The 22014-nt window shown below is 68.4% G+C and carries 22 protein-coding genes and 1 pseudogene; 8 read left to right on the top strand and 15 right to left on the bottom strand.

Translation table 11 applies throughout. From position 1 onward, the window contains the following. Positions 1–8: 8 nt before the first annotated feature. The 5 genes from AU194_RS09115 to fadD3 all read right to left on the bottom strand — a co-directional run bounded on the left by AU194_RS09115 (position 9) and on the right by fadD3 (position 5854). Positions 9–1121, bottom strand: a complete 1113-nt coding sequence (locus tag AU194_RS09115) for a pyridoxal phosphate-dependent aminotransferase (protein ID WP_197417574.1) — start codon at positions 1119–1121, stop codon at positions 9–11. Positions 1122–1299: 178 nt separating this feature from the next. Then, positions 1300–2241, bottom strand: a complete 942-nt coding sequence (locus AU194_RS09110) for an acyl-CoA dehydrogenase family protein (RefSeq protein WP_059088897.1) — start codon at positions 2239–2241, stop codon at positions 1300–1302. Further along, positions 2241–3194, bottom strand: a complete 954-nt coding sequence (locus AU194_RS09105; protein ID WP_059088896.1) for an acyl-CoA dehydrogenase family protein — start codon at positions 3192–3194, stop codon at positions 2241–2243. The genes AU194_RS09110 and AU194_RS09105 overlap by 1 nt, the downstream gene beginning before the upstream one ends. Further along, positions 3191–4333, bottom strand: a complete 1143-nt coding sequence (locus AU194_RS09100; protein ID WP_059088895.1) for an acyl-CoA dehydrogenase family protein — start codon at positions 4331–4333, stop codon at positions 3191–3193. The genes AU194_RS09105 and AU194_RS09100 overlap by 4 nt, the downstream gene beginning before the upstream one ends. Further along, a complete protein-coding gene (gene fadD3, locus AU194_RS09095; RefSeq protein ID WP_059088894.1) occupies positions 4334–5854 on the bottom strand; it encodes a 3-((3aS,4S,7aS)-7a-methyl-1,5-dioxo-octahydro-1H-inden-4-yl)propanoate--CoA ligase FadD3 in 1521 nt (506 codons plus the stop codon). A gap of 115 nt (positions 5855–5969) precedes the next feature. Here fadD3 and ipdE1 point away from each other — a divergent pair, with 115 nt between their 5' ends. Genes ipdE1 through fadA6 form a run of 4 tightly spaced genes read left to right on the top strand, consistent with a single transcriptional unit; the run spans position 5970 to position 9667 of the window. Further along, on the top strand, positions 5970–7121 hold the full coding sequence (ipdE1, locus tag AU194_RS09090; RefSeq protein ID WP_059088893.1) for an acyl-CoA dehydrogenase IpdE1: 1152 nt from the start codon (positions 5970–5972) through the stop codon (positions 7119–7121). Beyond that, complete coding sequence (gene ipdF / locus AU194_RS09085) at positions 7118–7906, top strand: (5R,7aS)-5-hydroxy-7a-methyl-1-oxo-2,3,5,6,7,7a-hexahydro-1H-indene-carboxyl-CoA reductase (protein WP_059088892.1); 789 nt, start codon at positions 7118–7120, stop codon at positions 7904–7906. Before ipdE1 ends, ipdF begins: the two co-directional genes overlap by 4 nt. Next, positions 7903–8526, top strand: coding sequence for a TetR family transcriptional regulator KstR2 (gene kstR2, locus AU194_RS09080; protein WP_059088891.1), 624 nt, complete (start codon positions 7903–7905; stop codon positions 8524–8526). The genes ipdF and kstR2 overlap by 4 nt, the downstream gene beginning before the upstream one ends. Further along, positions 8519–9667, top strand: coding sequence for a steroid 3-ketoacyl-CoA thiolase FadA6 (fadA6, locus tag AU194_RS09075; protein ID WP_059088890.1), 1149 nt, complete (start codon positions 8519–8521; stop codon positions 9665–9667). The genes kstR2 and fadA6 overlap by 8 nt, the downstream gene beginning before the upstream one ends. Positions 9668–9746: 79 nt before the next feature. Here fadA6 and AU194_RS09070 read toward each other — a convergent pair whose 3' ends face one another. From AU194_RS09070 to echA20, 7 genes and pseudogenes are all read right to left on the bottom strand, one after another. After that, on the bottom strand, positions 9747–10859 hold the full coding sequence (locus AU194_RS09070; RefSeq protein ID WP_059088889.1) for an NDMA-dependent alcohol dehydrogenase: 1113 nt from the start codon (positions 10857–10859) through the stop codon (positions 9747–9749). A gap of 46 nt (positions 10860–10905) precedes the next feature. Next, positions 10906–11648: pseudogene (locus AU194_RS09065) on the bottom strand (hypothetical protein). Next, positions 11645–12277, bottom strand: a complete 633-nt coding sequence (locus AU194_RS09060; protein ID WP_059088888.1) for a SatD family protein — start codon at positions 12275–12277, stop codon at positions 11645–11647. Before AU194_RS09060 ends, AU194_RS09065 begins: the two are co-directional and overlap by 4 nt. Positions 12278–12330: 53 nt before the next feature. Further along, complete coding sequence (gene ipdC, locus AU194_RS09055) at positions 12331–13404, bottom strand: (3aS,4S,5R,7aS)-5-hydroxy-7a-methyl-1-oxo-octahydro-1H-indene-4-carboxyl-CoA dehydrogenase (protein WP_059088887.1); 1074 nt, start codon at positions 13402–13404, stop codon at positions 12331–12333. Then, positions 13401–14150, bottom strand: a complete 750-nt coding sequence (gene ipdB / locus AU194_RS09050) for a cholesterol ring-cleaving hydrolase subunit IpdB (protein ID WP_059088886.1) — start codon at positions 14148–14150, stop codon at positions 13401–13403. The genes ipdC and ipdB overlap by 4 nt, the downstream gene beginning before the upstream one ends. Beyond that, positions 14147–15025, bottom strand: a complete 879-nt coding sequence (gene ipdA / locus AU194_RS09045) for a cholesterol ring-cleaving hydrolase subunit IpdA (protein ID WP_059088885.1) — start codon at positions 15023–15025, stop codon at positions 14147–14149. Before ipdA ends, ipdB begins: the two co-directional genes overlap by 4 nt. Then, a complete protein-coding gene (gene echA20 / locus AU194_RS09040; RefSeq protein WP_059088884.1) occupies positions 15022–15780 on the bottom strand; it encodes a (7aS)-7a-methyl-1,5-dioxo-2,3,5,6,7,7a-hexahydro-1H-indene-carboxyl-CoA hydrolase in 759 nt (252 codons plus the stop codon). Before echA20 ends, ipdA begins: the two co-directional genes overlap by 4 nt. Positions 15781–15835: 55 nt before the next feature. On the opposite strand from echA20, the gene AU194_RS09035 reads away from it, so the two are divergent. Next, a complete protein-coding gene (locus tag AU194_RS09035) occupies positions 15836–16612 on the top strand; it encodes an SDR family oxidoreductase (protein ID WP_059088883.1) in 777 nt (258 codons plus the stop codon). A 15-nt stretch (positions 16613–16627) separates the two neighbouring features. Then, a complete protein-coding gene (locus AU194_RS09030; protein ID WP_059088882.1) occupies positions 16628–17533 on the top strand; it encodes an SDR family oxidoreductase in 906 nt (301 codons plus the stop codon). Between the two features lie 4 nt (positions 17534–17537). Here AU194_RS09030 and AU194_RS09025 read toward each other — a convergent pair whose 3' ends face one another. Genes AU194_RS09025 through AU194_RS09015 form a run of 3 tightly spaced genes read right to left on the bottom strand, consistent with a single transcriptional unit; the run spans position 17538 to position 19600 of the window. Continuing rightward, positions 17538–18038, bottom strand: coding sequence for a nitroreductase family deazaflavin-dependent oxidoreductase (locus tag AU194_RS09025; protein WP_059088881.1), 501 nt, complete (start codon positions 18036–18038; stop codon positions 17538–17540). A 10-nt stretch (positions 18039–18048) separates the two neighbouring features. After that, positions 18049–18435, bottom strand: coding sequence for a hypothetical protein (locus tag AU194_RS09020; protein ID WP_059088880.1), 387 nt, complete (start codon positions 18433–18435; stop codon positions 18049–18051). A gap of 1 nt (position 18436) precedes the next feature. Next, the gene (locus tag AU194_RS09015; protein WP_059088879.1) at positions 18437–19600 is read right to left on the bottom strand and encodes a steroid 3-ketoacyl-CoA thiolase; all 1164 of its coding nucleotides are present in this window, start codon (positions 19598–19600) and stop codon (positions 18437–18439) included. Positions 19601–19721: 121 nt separating this feature from the next. Between AU194_RS09015 and AU194_RS09010 the strand changes: the two genes are divergently transcribed. Both AU194_RS09010 and AU194_RS09005 read left to right on the top strand, forming a co-directional pair. Beyond that, positions 19722–20981 carry a cytochrome P450 gene (locus AU194_RS09010; protein ID WP_059088878.1) on the top strand — a complete coding sequence of 420 codons (1260 nt, stop codon included), beginning with the start codon at positions 19722–19724 and terminating at the stop codon, positions 20979–20981. A gap of 28 nt (positions 20982–21009) precedes the next feature. Beyond that, complete coding sequence (locus AU194_RS09005; RefSeq protein ID WP_059088877.1) at positions 21010–22014, top strand: acyl-CoA dehydrogenase family protein; 1005 nt, start codon at positions 21010–21012, stop codon at positions 22012–22014.

Below are 22014 nucleotides of genomic sequence, written 5' to 3'. Positions count from 1 at the left end.
CGACAAGTTCAGTCCAGCCAGGCCCCGATCCGGGTCAGTGCCTCGGTGATGTCGGAGGTCGGGCCGGCGAAGGACAGCCGCACGAACCGGTCGCCGTGCACGGTGTCGAAGTCGATACCCGGCGCGATGGCCACACCGGTGTCGGCGAGCAGCCGCTCGCAGAACGACAACGAGTCGTCGGTCAGGTGGGAGACGTCGGCGTAGACGTAGAACGCGCCGTCGGTGGGGGCGAGGCGGTCGATGCCGAGACGGCGCAGCCCGTCGAGCAGTAGGCGGCGGTTGTCGGCGTAGTGGGCGAGCAGTCCGTCGGCCTCGGCGATCGACTCGGGCGTGAACGCGGCGATCGCGGCGTGCTGGGGCAGCGCGGGCGGGCAGATGGTGAAGTTGCCGGTCAGTCTGTCCACGGCACGGAGTAGCGGCTCGGGCACCAGCAGCCAGCCCAGCCGCCAGCCCGTCATCGCGAAGTACTTCGAGAAGCTGTTGACCACCACGGCGTTTCGCGATGTCTGCCATGCGCAGCTGGTCGCCGGGGCGCCCTCGTAGACGAGGCCGTGATAGACCTCGTCGCTGATCAACCGGACGCCGGTGTCGTCGCACCATGTGGCGATCGCGGCCAGTTCCTCGGGCGGGATCACCGTCCCGGTCGGGTTGGCCGGGCTCGCCACGATCACCCCCTGCACGGGCGGATCCAGTTCGGCGAGCATCCCGACGGTCGGCTGGAACCGGGTGTCCGCACCGCAGGGGATCTCGACGACCTCGCAGCCGAGTGCGGTGAGGATGTTGCGGTAGCAGGGGTAGCCGGGGCTGGCGATCGCCACGCGGTCGCCGGGGTCGAAGCACGCGAGGAAGGCGAGCAGGAACCCGCCGGACGATCCGGTGGTGAGCACCACGTCGTCGACCCCGACCGTCAGCCCGAACTGGTCGGCGTACCGCGCGGCGATGGCCGCGCGCAGTTCGGGGATCCCGAGCGCGACGGTGTAGCCCAGCTGGTTGTCGTGCAGGGCGGCGACGGCGGCTTCCCGGACGGCCGTCGGCGCGCCGGCGCTCGGCTGGCCCGCGGAGAGGTTCACCAGATCGCCGTGGCTGCGCTGACGCTCGGCGGCCGCCAGCCACACGTCCATCACGTAGAACGGCGGAATGCCAGCGCGCAGCGCCACCTCCCGGTGCTCTGGGGTCTTCGCGTGCGCTCCGCTCACGGTTTCGAGGCTAGCGGCACCTGTCCTTGACGTTGACTTTGCGCCCACGCAGCATCTCACTCGTACTTTTCCGCCGTCACCGCAGAATCAACGCGAAAGCGGCTCAGAGCACTTGAGCTTCGAGCCTGCGGAGGTGTTCGCGGGGAGGCCCGAGGAGTTGTGCGCTGCCGTGCGCCCGCTTGAAGTACAGCTGGATGTCGTGCTCCCAGGTGATCGCGATCCCGCCGTGCATCTGCACCGCCTCCGCGGCGACGGCGGTGAACGCCTCGCTGGCCGAGAACCGGGCCAGTGCCGCCCCGGTCGGCGAGGGGTCGGCGAGCGCTTCGTCGACGACGGCCTTGGCGGACTGCACCTTCACGTAGAGGTCGGCCATGCGGTGCTTGAGCGCCTGGAAGCTGCCGATCGGCCGGCCGAACTGCACGCGGTCCTTGGTGTACTCGACGGTGAGTTCGAGGCAGCGGGTGGCGGCGCCGATCTGTTCGGCGGCCACCAGCAGCGCCGCGGAGTCCGCCAGCCCGGGGTCGGCCCCGATGTCGCTGGTCTCGCCGGCGTCGACCCGCGCGAGCCGCCGGGTCAGATCCATTGCGTCGAGTGTGTGCGCCTCGAACGACGTCCAGCGCGTCAGCCGGCCGTCGGCCGCTCCGATCACCACGTCGGCGATGTCGCCGTTGACGACGTAGCCGGGGTCGAAGGCCACCGCGCCGATCCGGGCGCCCTCGGCCAGCCCTTCGAGGGTTTCGCCATCGGGTTCGTCGGCCGCCAGCAGCGCCAACTCGGCGAGAGTCGTGCCGAGCAGCGGGGTCGGCACGAGGTTGCGGGCCAGTTCGGCCAGCACCACCGCGGCGTCGCCCAGTTCACCACCGGCGCCGCCGAGTTCCTCGGGCACCACCAGCGCGGCCGCGCCGACCTGTTCACACAGCAGCCGCCACAGCGATTCGTCGTAGCCGCGTTCGGAGGTCATCGCCTCCCGCACCGCCGCGGGCGAGGCGTGCTTCTCGACCAGTGCGGCAACGGTTTCGCGCAGCAGTTCGCGTTCTTCGCTCATCAGAAGGCCTCCAGAACCCGTCCGCGGTGCCAGGTGGGATCGCCCCACGCCGAGCGCAGCGCCTGCACGCGCAGCAGCCACAGCGACAGGTCGTGTTCGTGGGTGAAACCGATCGCCCCGTGCGTCTGCAACGCCGACCGCGCGGCTAGCAGCGCGGCATCGGAAGCGGCGACCTTAGCCGCGCTCACATCGCGGGCTGTGTCGGGGGAGCGGTCGCCGAGCGACAAGGCGGCGCCGTACACCAGCGGGCGCGCCAACTCGATCGCGATGTGCACATCGGCCAGTTTGTGTTTGATCGCCTGGTAGCTGCCGATCGTGCGACCGAACTGCTGGCGCTGTTTGGCGTAGTCGACGGACTGGTCGAGCATCGCCTGGGCGGCCCCGACCAGTTGCGCCGCCGCGGCCAGCACGCCGAATTCGAAGGCGCGGTCCACGTCGGCGTCGCGGCCTGCGCCGGATGCGGTCACCTCGAACAGCTTTCGGCTGGGGTCGACCGATTCGTGCGGGGTCGTCGCCGACGCTTCGCTGACCGTCCCGTCCTGCGCCAGCAGCACCAGACCCGCGGTGTCGGCGTCCACGGCGCGCGGCACATGCGGAGGCAGCGCGACGGTCACGACGAGCTCGCCTGCGGCGAGGGCGGCGCTGCGTTCGTCGCCGCGCAGCAGAACCGGCGCCACCGCAACCGATTCCACCGTCGGCCCCGGCACACACCACCGGCCCAGCCGTTCGGCGGCCACCACGAGATCGACCGGGGTGGCGTCGATACCGTCGTGTTCCTCGGCCACCATCAGCGCAGTCACCCCGAGATCGGCCAGCGTGGCCCACACCTTGCGGCCCGGTGCCTGATCGCCGTCCGCCCACGCCCGCACCGCGGCGGGTACGTCGGCGGCGGTCAGCGCGGCGTCGATGCTGGCCGCGAAATCCCGCTGCTGTTCGTCGAGTTCGAAGTTCACTTCGCCTGCCCCTTCGGCTCGCGAGGCAGGCCCAACAGCCGCTCGGCGATGATGTTGCGCTGGATCTCGTTGGTGCCCGCGTAGATCGGGCCCCCGAGCGCGAACAGCAGACCGTCGGTCCAGGAGTCGACGAGCTCGCTGTCCGCACCGCGCAGGTCGAGTGCGGTCTGGTGCAGCGCGACGTCGAGGTCGGACCAGAACACCTTCGTCACCGACGATTCCGCGCCGAGTTCACCGCCGGCGGCCACCCGGGTGACCGTGCCGAACGTGTGCAGCCGGTAGGCCTGCGCCTTGATCCAGGCATCGGCGACCCGCTCGGCGTAGGCCGGGCTGCGGTCCTTCTTCCATTCGGCCACAAGCCGTTCGGCCGGGGCGAGGAACCGTGCCGGGCTGCGCAGCGACATCCCGCGCTCGTTGCTCGACGTGCTCATCGCCGCGCGCCAGCCGTCGTTGACCTCACCGATCACGTCGGCGTCGGCGACGAACACGTCGTCGAGGAAGATCTCCCCGAATCCGGTGTCACCACCGAGCTGGGCGATGGGGCGGACCGTCACGCCGTCGGCCTTCAGATCGAACATGACGTACGTCAAACCCTTGTGCCGCTGCGCTTCCGGATCCGACCGGAACAGCCCGAACGCCCGGTCCCCGAAGACCGCCCGCGAACTCCAGATCTTCTGCCCGTTGAGCAGCCAGCCGCCGTCGGTGCGGGTGGCCGTCGAGCGCAGCGACGCCAGATCACTGCCCGACTCGGGCTCCGACCAGGCTTGCGCCCAGATCTCCTCACCGCTGGCCATCTTCGGCAGCACACGGTCGAGCTGCTCCTCGGTGCCGTGGGCGAACAGGGTCGGCGCCAGCATGGAGGTGCCGTTGGCGCTGGCCCGTCCCGGCGCGCCCGCGCGGAAGTACTCCTCCTCGAACACGATCCACTGCAGCAGCGTCGCGTCCCTGCCGCCGTAGCGCTCGGGCCACGCGATCACCGAGAGGCCGGCGTCGAACAGCACCTTGTCCCACCGCCGGTGCTGTTCGAAACCCTCGGCGCAGTCGTAGGACTTCGTCGGGAAGTCGTCGCGGTGCGCGGCCAGGAATTCGCGCACCTCGGCACGGAAGTCCTCGCTCGCGTCGTCGAACGTCAGGTCCATTCAGGCTCTCTTCCTCAGGAGCGGTTTGACGACCTTGCCGCCCGGATTGCGGGGCAACACGTCGAGGAACTCCACCGAACGCGGAGTCTTGAAGTTCGCGAGATGCTCACGCGCATAGGCGATCACGGTCTGCTCGTCGAGCTGCGCGCCCGGTTTGGCGACGACGAAGGCCTTCCCGACCTCGCCGAGGCGTTCGTCGGGCACCCCGATCACCGCCGATTCGGCGACGCCGTCGAGGCGGGCCAACACCTGCTCGATCTCGGCGGGGTAGACGTTGAATCCGCCGCAGATGTACATGTCCTTGAGCCGGTCGGTGATCGTCAGGTTGCCGCGTTCGTCGACGGTGCCGACGTCGCCGGTGTGCAGCCACCCGTCGGGGTCGATCGTGGCCGCGGTGGCCTCCGGATCGTCGAGGTACCCGAGCATCACGTTCGGTCCGCGCAGCAGCACCTCACCCGAATCACCAAGGCGCAGTTCGAAATCGGCGATCGGCCGTCCACAGGTGGTCGCGACGGTGACCGCGTCGTCATCGGCGCGGCACATCGTCCCGAAGCCGCTGGCCTCGGTCAGCCCGTAGGCGGTCAGCACGATGTCGATGTCGAGTTCGGACTGCATGCGCTCGATCAGCACGACGGGGACGACGGCGGCGCCGGTGACCGCGAAGCGCAACGAGCCCAGGTCGTAGTCGGCGCGTTTCGGATGGTCGAGGAGGGTCTGGTAGATCGTCGGCGGTCCGGGCAGCACGGTGATCCGCTGTTCGGCGACCGCGGCCATGGCCTTCTCGGCGTCGAAGGTGAGCTGGGGGATCAGGGTCGCACCGGTCTGCAGGCACGTCAGGATGCCTGCCTTGTACCCGAAGTTGTGGAAGAACGGGTTGATGCACAGGTAGCGGTCGGCACTGGTGAGCTGCCCGCATTCCGCCCACGCCGCGGGGGCGTCCAGGGACTGGCGGTGGGCGCACAGCACACCCTTGCTGCGGCCGGTGGTGCCCGAGGTGAACAGGATGTCGGACACGTCGTCGGGTTGCACGGCCGCCGCGCGTGCGTCGGCCGCCTCCAGATCTGTTCCACGCGCGACGAATTCGTCCCACGTGCCGTCCCCTGCATCGATCGGGATGCGCACGATCTCGCGCAACGCGGCTAGCGCCGACCGGTCGAGGTCGCCGGCCCGGTCCGCGCCGAGAAACTTCCCGGCGGTGATCAGCAGTGGCGCCGCGGTCCGGGCGAGGATGTCGGTCGCCTCGCTGGCGGTGTAGCGCGTGTTGAGCGGGACGACGACACCGCCGGCGTAGGTGGTGGCCAGTGCGGCGACGACCCAGTGCCAGGTGTTCGGCGACCAGATCGCGACCCGGTCACCCGCGCCGATACCGAGATCGATCATGGCCGCGGCGGCGCGTCGGACTTCCTCGCGCAACTGCGTGTAGGTGAGGCGCCGGTCGTCGGTCACGACCGCCTCGTGGTCGCCGTACTGCTCGGCGGTTCGGTCGAGAACGGCCGGGATCGTCCTCGGGGCGGTCGTCATCGATGCTCCCTCTGGATTCATTGGCCCGGCTCCTCCTACCGCCGTTCCGCAGGCTCCACGGCGGTCATCGTCGACCGGGCAACAAAGCAAGTGCTTGGTAGGTTAGCCTACAGGGGTGATAGAGGTCCAGGAGTTCCGGGCCGAGGTCCGGCAGTGGCTCGCCGACAATCTCGTCGGCGAATACGCCGCGCTCAAGGGGTTGGGCGGGCCCGGCCGTGAGCACGAGGCGTTCGAGGAGCGGCTGGCGTGGAACCGCCATCTCGCCGCGGCGGGTCTGACGTGTCTGGGCTGGCCGGTCGAACACGGCGGACGTGGTCTGTCGGTCGCCCACCGCGTCGCGTTCTACGAGGAGTACGCGATCGCCAACGCCCCGGCGAAGGTCAACCACTTCGGTGAGGAGCTGCTGGGTCCCACGCTGATCGCGTACGGCACCCCCGAACAGCAGCAGCGGTTCCTGCCGAAGATCGTCGACGTCACCGAGTTGTGGTGCCAGGGCTATTCCGAACCCGGTGCGGGCAGCGACCTCGCGAACGTCGCGACCACCGCGGTGCTCGACGGCGACGAGTGGCTTATCAACGGCCAGAAGGTCTGGACCTCGCTGGCGCACTGGGCGCAGTGGTGCTTCGTCGTCGCCCGCACCGAGAAGGGCTCCAAGCGGCACGCTGGGCTCTCCTATCTGCTGGTGCGGTTGGACCAGCCCGGCGTCGAGATCCGGCCGATCATCCAGCTCACCGGTGACTCGGAGTTCAACGAGGTCTTCTTCGACGACGCCCGCACCGATGCGTCGCTGGTCGTGGGGGAGCCCGGGGACGGCTGGCGCGTCGCGATGGGCACGCTGACCTTCGAACGCGGTGTCTCTACGCTCGGCCAGCAGATCGAGTACGCCCGCGAACTGTCCGGTGTCGCGGAGCTGGCGAAGAAGACCGGCGCCGCCGACGATCCGTTGATCCGCGAACGGCTCACCCGCTCGTGGGCCGGGCTGCGGACGATGCGGTCATATGCGCTCGCGACGATGGACGTCGAGCAGCCGGGCCAAGACAACGTGTCGAAGTTGTTGTGGGCCAACTGGCATCGCGAACTCGGCGAGATCGCCATGGACGTCGCCGGTATGGCCGGGTTGACGTTGACCGAGGGTGACTTCGACGAATGGCAGCGGTTGTACCTGTTCTCCCGCGCGGACACGATCTACGGCGGGTCGAACGAGGTGCAGCGCAACATCATCGCCGAGCGGGTGCTCGGCCTACCTCGAGAGGTCAAAGGCAAGTGAACCTCAGGGAAGCGCCGAAGGAGATCGAGGGCCACGGTCTGCTGACCGGCAAGGTCGTGCTGGTGACGGCCGCAGCCGGTACCGGGATCGGGTCCACGACCGCGCGGCGGGCGCTGCTCGAAGGCGCCGACGTGGTGATCTCCGACTACCACGAGCGCCGGCTGGGCGAGACCCGCGACGAGCTGGGCGCGCTGGGTCTGGGCAAGGTCGACGCGGTGGTCTGCGATGTCACCTCCACCGAGGCCGTCGACGCGCTGATCACCCAAACCGTCGAGAAGGCCGGCCGGCTCGATGTGCTGGTCAACAACGCCGGCCTCGGCGGGCAGACGCCGGTCATCGACATGACCGACGACGAATGGGACCGCGTCCTCAACGTGACGCTGACCTCGGTGATGCGTGCGACGCGGGCCGCACTGCGCTACTTCCGCGACGCGCCGCACGGCGGCGTGATCGTCAACAATGCCAGCGTATTGGGTTGGCGCGCACAGCATTCCCAGTCGCATTACGCGGCCGCCAAGGCCGGCGTCATGGCGTTGACCCGGTGCAGTGCGATCGAGGCCGTCGAGTACGGCGTGCGGATCAACGCGGTCTCGCCGAGCATCGCCCGGCACAAGTTCCTCGAGAAGACCAGCAGCTCCGAGCTGCTGGACCAGCTCTCCCAGGGCGAGGCCTTCGGCCGTGCCGCCGAACCGTGGGAGGTCGCGGCCACCATCGCGTTCCTCGCCAGCGACTACTCCAGCTACCTGACCGGAGAGGTCATCTCCGTTTCGAGCCAGCACCCATGAGCAGCCCCGCAGCCGGCCAGCCGCCGACCCGTCGCGACGAACTCCTCGAGCTCGCCGCGACGATGTTCGCCGAGCGCGGGCTGCGGGCCACCACGGTGCGCGACATCGCCGATTCGGCGGGCATCCTCTCCGGCAGCCTGTATCACCACTTCTCCTCCAAGGAGGAGATGATCGACGAGCTCCTGCGCGGGTTCCTCGACTGGCTCTTCGAGCGGTACCACCAGATCGTCGCGACCGAACCGAATCCGCTCGAACGGCTCAAGGGTCTGTTCATGGCGTCGTTCGAGGCGATCGCGACGCGGCACGCGCAGGTCGTCATCTATCAGGATGAGGCCAAACGACTGTCGTCGCAGCCGCGCTTCTCCTACGTCGAGGACCGCAACCGTGAACAACGCCAGATGTGGATCGAGGTGCTCAGCCAGGGCATCGCCGAGGGGTACTTCCGACCCGACATCGACGTCGACCTGATCTACCGCTTCATCCGAGACACCACCTGGGTCTCGGTCCGCTGGTATCAGCCAGGTGGACCCCTGACGGCCGAAGAGGTTGGCCGCCAATACCTTTCCATAGTCCTCGGCGGAATCACCGCCGGCCTCTCGAAGGAGACGAATAATGCCTGAGGCGTATGTCATCGACGCTGTGCGCACCCCGGTCGGCAAGCGCGGCGGGTCGCTCGCCCACGTGCACCCCATCGATCTGGGTGTGCACGCCTTCCGTGGGATCTTCGACCGCGTCGACGTTGATCCCGGCGCCGTCGACGACGTGATCGTCGGCTGTGTCGACGCGCTCGGCGGGCAGGCGGGCAACATCGGCCGCAATGCGTGGCTGGCCGCCGGCTACCCCGAAGAGGTGCCCGGGGTCACCGTCGACCGGCAGTGCGGTTCCAGCCAGCAGGCGATCTCTTTCGGCGCGCAGGCGATCATGTCGGGCACCGCGGACATCATCCTGGCCGGCGGGATGCAGAACATGAGCCAGATCCCGATCGCCTCGGCGATGGTGGTCGGCAAGGAGTTCGGGTTCACCTCGCCGACCGGCGAATCGGAGAACTGGCGCCACCGCTACGGCGACCAGGAGATCTCCCAGTTCCGTGGTGCGGAGATGATCGCCGAGAAGTGGGACATCTCCCGCGAGGAGATGGAGCGGTTCGCCTACACCAGCCACCAGCGGGCGTTCGGCGCGATCCGCGGCGGCCACTTCGACAACGAGATCATCCCCGTCGGCGACTTCGGCGTGGACGAGGGTCCGCGCGAGTCGACGCTCGAGAAGCTCGCCTCGCTCAAGCCGCTGTCCGACGGTGGCCGGCTGACCGCCGCTGTGGCGAGCCAGATCTCGGACGGTTCGAGTGCGGTGCTGTTGGCCTCCGAGGACGCCGTCAAGACCCACGGCCTCAAGCCGCGCGCCCGCATCCACCACATCAGCGCCCGCGGCGCCGACCCGGTGTTCATGCTGACCGGCCCGATCCCCGCGACCCGGTACGCACTCGACAAGACCGGGCTGTCGATCGACGACATCGACGTCGTGGAGATCAACGAGGCGTTCGCGCCCGTGGTGATCGCGTGGCTCAAGGAGACCAAGGCCGATCCGGAGAAGGTCAACCCCAACGGTGGGGCGATCGCGCTCGGGCATCCGCTCGGAGCGACCGGCGCCAAGCTGTTCGCCACGATGCTCAACGAGCTCGAGCGCACCGGTGGGCGCTACGGTCTGCAGACGATGTGCGAGGGTGGCGGCACCGCCAACGTCACGATCATCGAACGCCTCTGACGTTTCGCCGAGCAGACACAGATTCGCATCGAATTCGCCTGATTCAACGCGAATCTGTGTCTGCTCGCGCGGCCTTCGGTCAGTGGTCGTGCAGGATGACGCCGCGGATGTTGCGGCCCGCCCGCATATCCGCGTAGCCCTCGTTCACCTCGGCGAGTTTGTATTCGTGGGTGACGGTCTCATCGAGCAGTAGCTTGCCCTCGCGGTAGAGCGACAGCAGCCGGGGGATGTCGGCGCGCGGATTGGCCTCACCGTAGAGACTGCCGAGCAGCCGCTTCTGGAACAGCGTGAACATCATCAGGCCGAGGGTGGCGGTGGTGTCGGTCATCGACGCGATCGCGGTGGCCACCACCGACCCGCCCTTGCGAATGATGTTGAGCGCATCCTCGATCATCGACCCCTCCAGCAGGCCGACGGTCAGGATCGCCGAATCCGCCATGACGCCGCGGGTGATCTCGCCGACCAGCGCGGTGGCCTCGGCCAGCGAGGTCGCGAAGTGCGTGGCGCCGAACCGGAAAGCCATGTCCCGCTTGGACTCCACGATGTCGACGACGACGATCTTCTCCGCACCGGCCAGCCGCGCACCCTGCACCGCACCGCTGCCGATACCGCCGAGACCGATCACGACGACGGTGTCGCCGGGCTGCACGTCGGCGGTGTTGACGGCCGAACCCCATCCGGTGGTGACACCGCAGCCGAGCAGACATGCCCGCGACAGCGGGAGGTCGTCGTCGATCTTGACGACGGACGCCTCGGGCACGGTCCCGTACTGGGAGAACGTGCCGACGAGTGACATGACGCCGACGTCCTGTCCGCGGACGCGGCGACGGTAACTGCCGTCGAGTTGCGTGCCGGTCATGATCATCGCGCCGAGGTCGCAGAGGTTCTGGTGGCCCGTCGAGCAGAACCGGCACCGACCGCACGCGGGTAGGAACGACGCGACGACGTGGTCGCCGGGTGCCAGACCGACGACGCCGGGGCCGACCTCCCGCACGATGCCCGCACCCTCGTGACCGCCGATCAGCGGGAGCGGGGCGGGCAGGTCGCCGGTGCGGACGTGCTCGTCGGAATGGCACAGACCGGTGGCCTCCCACGACACCAGGACCTCACCGTCTCCGGGCGGGTCGAGGTCGATCTCCTCGATGCTCCAGTCGCCGCCGAACTCCCACAGAATCGCCGCATTGGTCTTCATGCCGGGAGTGTAAGAACGGACGCGCAGCGGACGAGGCCGATTGCCGTTATTGCGCCAAGGCCAGCCCGCCGAGCGCGATGATCCAGCTGGCGAAGCTGCCGACCAGGAAGTACTCGGTCACCTCGTCGATGCCGATCCCCAAGTCGCCGTTGCCATTCGCCTTCTGCGCGTTGATCTCCGGGAACCGGATGATGCTCTTGGCGGCGACGACCGCGGTGGCGGCCGCCAGCTGTCCGGCCAGTCCGAGCCCGAGGATCAGCAACCGCTCCATCGGGCCGGGAGCCGACCGCCCTTGAGCCGGTCGGACGGTTGCGGCTGCCCGGCGGGTTTGACCGCCCCGACCGAGGCCAGCACCAGCCGCACCAACTGGTTACCGGTGACCAACTGCAGCAGCACGACGGCGACGACCATCAGCAGCCGGTCGGGGCTGACCGCGCCGACGGCGGGTAGTTGCGTCCACTCCACCCATCGGCCGACCAGTCCACCGACCGTCGACGCCCACCCGGACAGCATGGACAGCGCGAGCGCGGCGCCGGCCAGCGCGAACAGCGGCGCCCACGGCCTGTCCCCGGTGCGTTCGGCCCGGGCGCCGAGCACTTCCCAGGCGACTCCGGCGACGAGCGCGATCACCAGCAGCGGGAGGTCCCCGCGGTGCCACAGCCCGGCCAGCAGCGCACACCCGACCACGGTGGCGATCACGACGGCGACCGGCAGCCACGGGCGCTGCGCGATTCGCCGGCACACGTCGGCCACGCCGACTGCGATGAGCAGCACGGCCAGCGCGCTCATCGGACACCCCGCAGGTAGGTCGACGTCAACACGAGCACGTCGAGACCGTCGCGGCCCGCGCGCTGGGACACCGCCGAGGCGCTGATCTGCTCGGCAACCGCGATGTCTTTCTTCGTGTGCTGGTTCAACAGGCCCTTCAGGATTCGCAGGGATCGGTCATCCAGCGATCCAAGCAGGTGGTCCCGACACAACAGGGCGGCGTTGACGGCGTCGACATCGGGACCGGGGATGTCTGCGGCCCGGCGGAACGACGTGCGCACCGCGGCCAGACCCGGCTGGCGCTGGGCGGATGCGGTCCACTCGATGGCCTCCCGCGCGGCCCACCAGCCGGGACCGTCCTGGATCCCGGTGTCGGCGTCGAGGACGTCGACGGCTCCCCAGCCGATGCCGAAGCGGATGTCGATCTCGGGTGCGACGGCGAGGCGCACGGCCAGCGCGGCGTCGATCGCGGCGCCGACGTGCGGGTGGGTGCCCTGGAATTCGTCGCCGACCGTGAACGCGAATCCGCCGGCGGTCAGCGCATCGCCGAGAACACGGTGCAGGGCGCGCCGGTCGGGCGCGCGCCGGGAGGCGACCACGTCACCGATCACCGTCGCAACCACTGAAGTCCCCGGCTTAACTACCGCCATATGAAGACGATAGCTTAATCAAGGAGGAATTCAGCTATGTACTTCACTCCCGGTCAGGTGACCTGTGCCGCTGCCGCCCTGAGATGGGTGACGGCGTCCGCCACGATCGACGGGACCAGTTCCGCGCATGACGGCAGATCGTCGAGGATGCCGGCGACCTGACCCGACGCCAGCACACCGGCATCGGTGTTGCCCTCGACCAGGCCGGCCTTCAACAGCATCGGGGTGTTGGCCGCCATCAGCACCTGGGACCACGTCAGGTCTTTGCCGTGCCGCATCGCCAACCCGTCCTTGACCATCGAACGCCAGGTCATCCCGGACATCTTCTTGAACTTCTGGGCGTTCCCGACGGCCGCGGCGAAACCTCGGACCGGTGAACCGCTCTCGAGCTTCTCGACCAGGCCGGTCCGCAGCACACGGTGCGGCATACCGTCGACGCGGGTCGAGACGACGGTGCCGTCGAGGGCGGCCTGCAGGTAGCGCTGTTTGACCGCGTCGGGCACGGTCGAATCCGAGGTCAGCAGGAACCGGGTGCCCATGGCGACGCCCGCGGCGCCGTACGACAGGGCCGCCGCGAGCCCGCGCCCGTCGAAGAAGCCGCCCGCGGCGATCACCGGCATCCCGGTGTCGGCCACCGCGTCGAGCACCGACGGCAACAGCAGTGTCGTCGCGATCGGGCCGGTGTGCCCGCCGCCCTCACCGCCCTGGACGATCACCGCGTCCGCACCCCAGCCGGCGACCTTCTTGGCGTGTTTGGCCAGGCCGACCGACGGGATGACGACGACGCCCGCATCCTTGAGTCTGGCGATGAGATCGGGTTTGGGTGCCAGCGCGAACGACGCGACCTTGACGCCCTCGCGGATGAGCAGGTCGACCCGTTCATCGGCGTCGCCGGCGTCGGCGCGGATGTTGATGCCGAACGGTTTGTCGGTGGCGGCCTTGACCTTGGCCACCGCGGTCCGCAGTTCCTCGAGCGTCATGGTGGCCGACGCCAGGATGCCCAGCCCGCCCGCATTGGAGGTCGCCGACACCAGCCGCGCCCCGGCCACCCAGCCCATCCCGGTCTGCACCACGGGATGTTCGATGCCGACCAGTTCCGTCAGCGCGGTGCGCAGGCGCGACGTCATGCTCGTATCTCTTTGTCCCGCAGGGACTTCGGATCGATGACCTCGCGGATGAGCCGCAGTTCCTCGTCGGACGGCAGCCGGGTCTGCTCGGCGGAGTCCAGCCCGTGCACCTCGAACGAGGTGTTCTCGGCGACCTCGGCGCCCTCGACACCCGGATGCAGTGACACCGCGCGCATCTGGTGGTCGGGGCCGTTGAAGTCGAAGACGCCGAGGTTGCTCACGACGCGGAACACGTTGACGAACCGGTAGGCGGGGTTGTCGGCGTCGACCTTGTCCCAGCCGATCCCGGAGACGATGTCGACGGATTCGCCGAACACGCGCTTGCTGTGCCCGCCGACCCAATAGCTGGTCGCGTGGTTGATCGTGTTGCCCGGGGCGCCGCGCACCCCGAACATCTGCCGTTTCGGGTGCTGGATCGGGCCGAACGCCGAGAGGTTCTGGTTGCCGTACCGGTCGATCTGGTTGGCGCCCATCACGACATGGCGCCTACCCCAGGAGAGCGTCTCGAAGACGCGTCCGAACGGCATCCAGCCCTCGATCGCGCCGGTCGCGCCGAGTGCGGGGGTGTCGGCCAGCAGCCGGGCTTCGCCGTCGGTCAGCAGGATGTCGGGGGAGAAGGTCAGCCGGGCCAGGCGCGCACCCACCGACACCATGTTCGCCATCGGGCTGACCATGATCTCGCCGGCGTCGCGGAACAGTTCGGCGCAGGCGACGGCGCATACCTCGGCACGGGTCGGTTCGGTCATGCGTTCTGCTCCTTGAACTTGCGCACGGCGGCCTGGTAGTCGTCCTCGCTGCCGGACAGGTAGGTGGCGACGAACTCGGCCCACGACTCCTCCGAACCCGCGGCCTCTGCGTAATGCCGCTGGAACTTCTCGTCGCGGCGGTAATCCGGTTCGGCGGTGGTGAAGTGCGCACCACCCGGCGCCTCGACCACGGCGTCGACCATCATCCGGTTGATCAGCAGCGCCTGCGGCGGAACGGATTTGACGAGTTCCTCGGTGGAGACCACCTTTTCGACGCTGAGCAGCCGCTGCTGCGCCGACATCAGGAACAGGTCGTCGAAGTAGGGGTCGATACCGGTGTAGGCCGCATTGCCCTGCGCGTCACCGAGATTGAGGTGCACCAGTGCGACGTCGAGGTTCAGCGCGGGCATCGCGATCAGTTCCTCGTGGCCGCCGTCGGTCGGATACGGCGACGTCACGGTCTTGAGCTCGTCGCCCCAGAACCGGCGGACGTCGCTGCCGAGGCCGGCGCGGGTCGGCAGGAACGGCAACCGTTGCGCGGCGGCCTGCAGACCGCACCGGAGCATGCCCTCGTCCATCTCGCGGGCCTCGATCGCACCGCTGGTGCGCGCCTTGGCGAACCACGGGTCGTAGAACGGCGGCGAGTCCAGCGAGACGAATCCGTAGTACACCCGCTTGACCTTGTTCGCCGAGCACAGCAGGCCGAGGTCCGGTCCGCCGTAGGTGACCACGGTCAGGTCGGTGACATCGGTGCGCAGCAGCGCCCTGATGAACGCCATCGGTTTGCGGCGCGAACCCCACCCGCCGAGACCGATCGTCATCCCGCTCTCGATCGACGCGACGGCCTCGTCGAGACTCGTTGTCTTGTCGCTCATTTCTGGTCACCCTTCGATGTCCCGGCGAACGCGTCCCGGTGCTCATCCGACACACCCGCGAGGTTCAGCTCGAACGTGAAGCCCTGTTCCATGCGGTAACTCGAGTTGACGTGCTGGACGTCGATCAGGTTGAGAGCCTCCTTGGCGGCACGGATCACCCGGGTGTCCTTGGCGGCGATGTCGCGGGCCACCCGCAGTGCGGACTCGTCGAGTTCGGCGCGCGGCACCACCTCGTGCACTGATCCGAAGTGGTGCAGGGTGTCGGCGCTGACCGTGGCCGCGGTGAAGAACAGCCGCCGCATCATGTGCTGGGGCACCAGCCGCGACAGGTGCGTGGCCGCGCCGAGCGCACCCCTTTCCACCTCGGGCAGGCCGAATTTGGCGTCGTCGGAGGCGACGATGACGTCGGCGTTGCCGACCAGGCCGATGCCGCCGCCCACGCAGAAGCCGTTGACCGCGGCGACCACGGGGACTTCGCACTCGTAGACCGCGCGGAAGGCGTGGAAGCAGCCGCGATTGGCGTCGATGAGCGCGGTGAAGCCCTCGGTGTTCTGCATCTCCTTGATGTCGACGCCGGCGTTGAAGCCGCGGCCCTCGGCCCGCAGGATCACCACGTGGGTGCTGCGGTCGCGGCCCGCGGCGGTGATCGCGTCGCCGAGTTCGAACCAGCCGCGCGACGGGATCGCGTTGACGGGTGGGTAGTCGACGGTGACCGAGACGATGCCCGGTTCCACGGTCTTGGACGTGATCGGCATTCCTGGCTCCTGGGGGTGACTACCTAAGCAAGCACTTGCTTGGTACGCTAGCACAGTGACCGACGCCGCTGGAATCAAACTCGGACTCGACGGGCGCGTGGTGCTGGTGACCGGCGGTGTGCGCGGTGTCGGCGCCGGAATCAGCGACGTCTTCGCAGCTCAGGGCGCCACCGTGGTGACGTGTGCACGGCGGCCGGTCGAGGGCAGCCCGTATGAGTTTCATTCCTGCGACATCCGCGACGACGATTCGGTCAAGGCGCTCGTCGACGGCATCGTCGCTGCGCACGGCCGCCTCGACGTGGTGGTCAACAACGCCGGCGGTTCGCCGTACGTGCTCGCGGCCGAGGCGTCGGCGAAGTTCACGCGCAAGATCGTCGAGTTGAACCTCCTCGGCGCGCTCTCGGTGTCCACGCACGCCAATGCCGTCATGCAGCAACAGGATTCGGGCGGATCGATCGTCAACATCAGCAGTGTCAGCGGCAGGCGGCCCACCCCGGGCACCGCGGCATACGGTGCGGCCAAGGCCGGTATGGAGAACCTGACCACCACGCTCGCCGTCGAGTGGGCGCCCAAGGTGCGGGTCAACGCCGTCGTCGTCGGCATGGTCGAGACCGAACAGTCCGAACTCTTCTACGGCGACGCCGACTCGATCGCCGCGATCTCCCGCAACGTCCCGTTGGGCCGGCTCGCCAAACCCGCCGACATCGGCTGGGCCACAGCATTTCTCGCTTCCGACGCCGCCTCCTACATCAGTGGCGCGTCGCTGGAGGTGCACGGCGGTGGCGAACCCCCGCACTATCTGTCGACCACCACCGCCGACATCAAGAGATAAGAGGAGACAACACATATGGGACTGCTCGACGGCCGTGTGGTCATCGTGACGGGCGCGGGTGGCGGCATCGGCCGCGCCCACGCACTGGCGTTCGCCGCTGAAGGCGCGCGCGTGGTGGTCAACGACATCGGCGTGGGTCTGGACGGCTCACCTGCCGGTGGCGGCAGCGCCGCGCAGAGCGTGGTCGACGAGATCACCGCCGCCGGTGGCGAAGCCGTCACCAGTGGCGCCAACGTCGCCGACTGGGCGCAGGCCGAGGGGCTGATCCAGACCGCCGTCGACTCCTTCGGCGGCCTCGACGTTCTGGTCAACAACGCGGGCATCGTGCGCGATCGGATGTTCGCCAACACCAGCGAAGAGGAGTTCGACGCGGTCATCGCCGTCCACCTCAAGGGCCACTTCGCCACGATGAAGCACGCGGCCGCGTACTGGCGCGCACAGTCCAAGGCGGGCAACACCGTCGACGCCCGCATCGTCAACACCAGTTCCGGCGCCGGCCTGCAGGGCAGCGTCGGCCAGGCGAATTACAGTGCGGCCAAGGCCGGCATCGCCGCGATGACGCTGGTGGCCGCCGCCGAGATGGGCCGCTACGGCGTCACCGTGAATGCGATCGCGCCGTCGGCCCGCACCCGGATGACCGAGACGGTGTTCGCCGAGATGATGTCCACCCAGGGGCAGGATTTCGACGCGATGGCCCCGGAGAATGTCTCGCCGCTGGTGGTCTGGCTGGGCAGCGTCGAATCCCGTGACGTCACCGGCAAGGTGTTCGAGGTCGAGGGTGGCAAGATCCGGGTGGCCGAGGGCTGGGCGCACGGACCGCAGGTGGACAAGGGCGCCCGGTGGGATCCGGCCGAACTGGGTCCGGTGGTCAAGGATCTGCTCGCGAAGGCACGGCCGCCGGTGCCCGTCTACGGCGCCTGAGCGCTCAGGCGGGGTCGCAGATCAGGATCGGGATCTTGCGGTCGGTGTAGGACCGGTAGTTCACGTAATCCGGGTACATCGCGTCGAGTTTGGGCCAGTACTCGTCGCGCTCGGCGTCGGTCGCCTCGCGAGCGACCAGTCGCAGCTTCTCGGTCTTGATCTGGAACGTCACCAGCGGGTTGGCCTTCAGGTTCAGGTACCACATCGGATTCGTGGCACGCCCGCCTTGCGATGCCACCAGCACGATGCGGTCGCCCTCGCGGAGGAACAGCAGCGGAGATTCCCTCGGCTGTCCGGTCTTCCGGCCGATCGTCGTCAGGATCCCGATCGGGGGCGGTGCGGAGAACCGGTTCGCACCGACGCGCCAGTTGTAGCCGACCCGGCCGCCGGTGGCCTTGTAGGCGAGCGTGTTGAGTTTCGACATCCATTTGATACCGACCCCGACGGCGTTCGAGTTGAGGTTCTCGACCTGCTTGGGGGTCAGCGGGCGTGGAGTCTGGACCATGTGTGCACCTTCACCGGGTGAGGAACGGGCGGATGTCGGCCTTGATGTGGTGGATCTGTGCCCGGCCGGACGGATCGTCGGCCGGGATCAGGAAGGTCTCGTCGACGCGGGCGCCGACACGGCGGCCGGCCACGGTCGGCTTCGTGGACAATTCGAACCGGGCGCGCACAGTGTCCCCGTCGACGGTGAACTCCGGAGTCGAGACGGCCTTGATGACGCGGTACTGCAGGCCGCGATTCAGGCTGCGGCGCAGATGATCTCCGGAGAAACCGGTCTTCACGCCGACCTCGACACGGGTACAGCCCGGTGCGAACGGCACCGCGTCGGCGCGGTGCGTGGCGAGCGCGGAGATGTACGCCTGCGCGGCTGCGATGCGGTCCTCGTCCCGGATGGCCACCTCAGATCCGCTCGATGATCGTCCCCGTCGACAGGGCGCCACCCGCGCACATCGTGATCAGCGCGGTCGACTTGTCGGTCCGCTCGAGCTCGTGCAGGGCGGTGGTGATCAACCGGCTGCCGGTGCTGCCGACCGGGTGGCCCAGGGCGATCGCGCCGCCGTTGACGTTGACCCGGTCCATATCGGGCTCGTGCACGCGCGCCCAGGACAGCACGACCGAGGCGAACGCCTCGTTGATCTCGACGAGGTCGATGTCGCCGATCTTCATCCCGGCCTTCTCCAGCACCTTGGCCGTGGACTGCACGGGCCCGTCGAGGTGGTAGTACGGCTCCGCCCCGACCAGCGCCTGGCTGACGATGCGCGCCCGCGGCTTCAGTCCGTGGGCCTTGGCCACATCTTCATCCATCCACAGCACTGCCGCGGCCCCGTCGGAGATCTGCGACGACGTCCCCGCGGTGTGGATACCGCCCTCCATCACCGGTTTGAGCTGCGACAGCCCCTCGAGCGTGGTGTCGCGCAGGCCCTGGTCCTTGGAGACCGGCGCGCGGTCGGCGGTCGGCTGCTTGTTCTCGTCGAGCACCGGGGCATCGATCGGCGAGATCTCCCGTTCGAAGCGGTTCTCGGCCCACGCCTGCTTGGCCTTGGCCTGCGAGGCGAACCCGAACTGGTCGATGTCCTCGCGGGTGATGCCGCGGCGCTTGGCGATGCGCTCGGCGGCCTCGAACTGGTTGGGCATGTCGATGTCCCACGACTCCGCGCGGATCTTCGACCGGTCGGGCCCGGCGTTGGCGCCGAGGCCGACGCGGCTCATCGCCTCGACGCCGCAGGCGATACCCATGTCGATGGCGCCCGCGGCGATGAGCCCGGCGATCAGGTGGTTGGCCTGCTGACCGCTGCCGCACTGGCAGTCGACGGTGGTGGCGCCGACGTGGTCGGGCAGTCCGGCCGTCAGCCACGCCACGCGGGTGATGTTGTTGGACTGCTCGCCGTACTGGGTGACGCAGCCGCCGATGATCTGTTCGACCTCGTTCGCGTCCACGCCGGCTCTGTCGACGAGCGCCTTCTGGACGGCCCCCAACAGCTCGGTGGCGTGGAGACCGGACAGCCATCCGTTGCGCTTTCCGATCGGACTGCGGGTGGCTTCGACGATGACAGGGTTGCCCATTGCGTCAGGCTAGAACACGTTTCATTCGTCTGACAAGCAGCGATGCCACCGTGCCTTTCATCTGCGGTGGAGGCATGTTTTACTGACACTAGAACACGTTCCAATTGAGGAGTGCTTTCCTATGCCAGGCCCTAATTCGTGCCCTGTCGCCCCTGACTTCGACTTCCTCGACGCGTCTCTGAACCTCGAGCGCCTGCCGGTGGCCGAACTGGCCGAGCTGCGCAAGTCCGAGCCTATCCACTGGGTGGACGTGCCGGGCGGAACCGGCGGTTTCGGTGACAAAGGCTATTGGCTGGTCACCAAACACGCCGACGTCAAAGAGGTGTCGAAGCGCAACGACGTCTTCGGCAGCTCCCCGGACGGCGCCATCCCGGTGTGGCCGCAGGACATGACGCGCGATGCGATCGACCTGCAGAAGGCCGTGCTGCTGAACATGGACGCACCGCAGCACACGCGTCTGCGCAAGATCATCTCGCGCGGTTTCACGCCCCGTGCCGTCGGACGGCTCGAAGACGAACTGCGGTCCCGCGCCCAGAAGATCGCCGAGACCGCCGCCGCCCAGGGCACCGGCGACTTCGTCGAACAGGTCTCGGCCGAACTGCCCCTGCAGGCCATCGCCGAACTGCTCGGCGTGCCGCAGGACGACCGCGACAAGATCTTCCGCTGGTCCAACGAGATGACCGCCGGTGAGGATCCCGAATACGCTGACATCGATCCGGCCATGTCGTCGTTCGAGCTCATCAGCTACGCGATGAAGATGGCCGAGGAGCGGGCCAAGAACCCGACTGACGACATCGTCACCAAGCTGATCGAGGCCGACATCGACGGCGAGAAGCTCTCCGACGACGAGTTCGGATTCTTCGTGATCATGCTGGCGGTGGCGGGGAACGAGACCACCCGCAACTCGATCACCCACGGCATGATCGCGTTCTCGAACAACCCCGAACAGTGGGAGCTCTACAAGAAGGAACGGCCGGAGACCGCCGCCGACGAGATCGTCCGCTGGGCGACGCCGGTGTCGGCGTTCCAGCGCACCGCGCTCGAGGACACCGAACTGAACGGCGTGCAGATCAAGAAGGGGCAGCGGGTGGTGATGTCCTACCGCTCGGCCAACTTCGACGACGAGGTCTTCGAGAACCCGCACCAGTTCGACATCATGCGTAACCCCAACCCGCACGTCGGGTTCGGCGGCACCGGGGCGCACTACTGCATCGGCGCCAACCTGGCCAAGATGACGATCAACCTGATCTTCAACGCCGTCGCCGACAACATGCCCGACCTCAAGCCGATCGGTGAGCCGGAGCGGCTGAAGTCCGGCTGGCTCAACGGCATCAAGCACTGGCAGGTCGATTACACGGGCAAATGCCCCGTCGCTCACTAGGATCTCGCTGGAATCAAGGAGGATTCGGGTGGATTTCAGTCCGGACGAGGGGCAGCAGGCTGTCGCCGATGTGGTGACGTCGGTGCTCGAGCGTGACAACAGTTGGGACGCGCTGGTTTCCGGTGGTGTGACCGCGCTGGGCGTACCGGAGCGTCTCGGCGGTGACGGGGTCGGGCTGGCCGAACTCGCCACGGCGCTGACCGAGATCGGCAGGCACGGCACCATCAGCCCGGCGCTCGCGACCCTCGGCCTCGGTCTCGTCCCGCTGCTCGACCTGGCGTCCGACGAGCAGCAGGACCGTTACCTCGCGGGTGTGGCCAAGGGCGCGATCCTGACGGCCGCGCTCAACGAGCCGGGGGCGGCGCTGCCGGACCGCCCCGCGACCACGCTGTCCGGTGGCCGGCTCAACGGCACGAAGGTCGGCGTCCCGTATGCCGCAGCGGCGGAGTGGATCCTGGTCACTGCGGACTCCGGCGTCGTGGTGGTCTCCGCGACGGCCGACGGCGTGCAGGTGACCGAGACGCCGACGTCCAACGGCGGCGACGAGTACGCCGTGACGTTCTCCGACGTCGCGGTCGAGGACGTCGACGTGCTGGCCGGCGCGACCGCCCACCGGGTCAACGAGTTGGCGCTGGCGGCCACCGGCGCGTTCGCGGCCGGTCTGGTGGCCGGCGCGCTGCGGCTGACCGCGGACTACGTCGCCAACCGCCATCAGTTCGGGCGGCCGCTGTCGACGTTCCAGACAGTCGCGGCGCAGCTCGCCGAGGTCTATATCGCCTCGCGGACACTGGATTTGGCGGCCACATCGGTGGTGTGGCGGCTCGCCGAGGGCAAGGATGCCGATGAGGACCTCGAGGTGCTGGGTTACTGGCTGACCTCGCAGGCGCCGCCGGTCATGCAGACCTGCCATCACCTGCACGGCGGTATGGGTATGGACATCACCTACCCGATGAACCGCTACTACTCGACGATTAAGGACCTGTCCCGGTTGCTGGGTGGGCCGTCTCATCGCCTGGATCTGGTGGGAGTCTGA

It is taken from the genome of Mycobacterium sp. GA-2829 (assembly GCF_001499965.1).
Classification (GTDB): Bacteria; Actinomycetota; Actinomycetes; order Mycobacteriales; family Mycobacteriaceae; genus Mycobacterium.
This window is presented reverse-complemented; position numbering and strand designations above follow the sequence as displayed.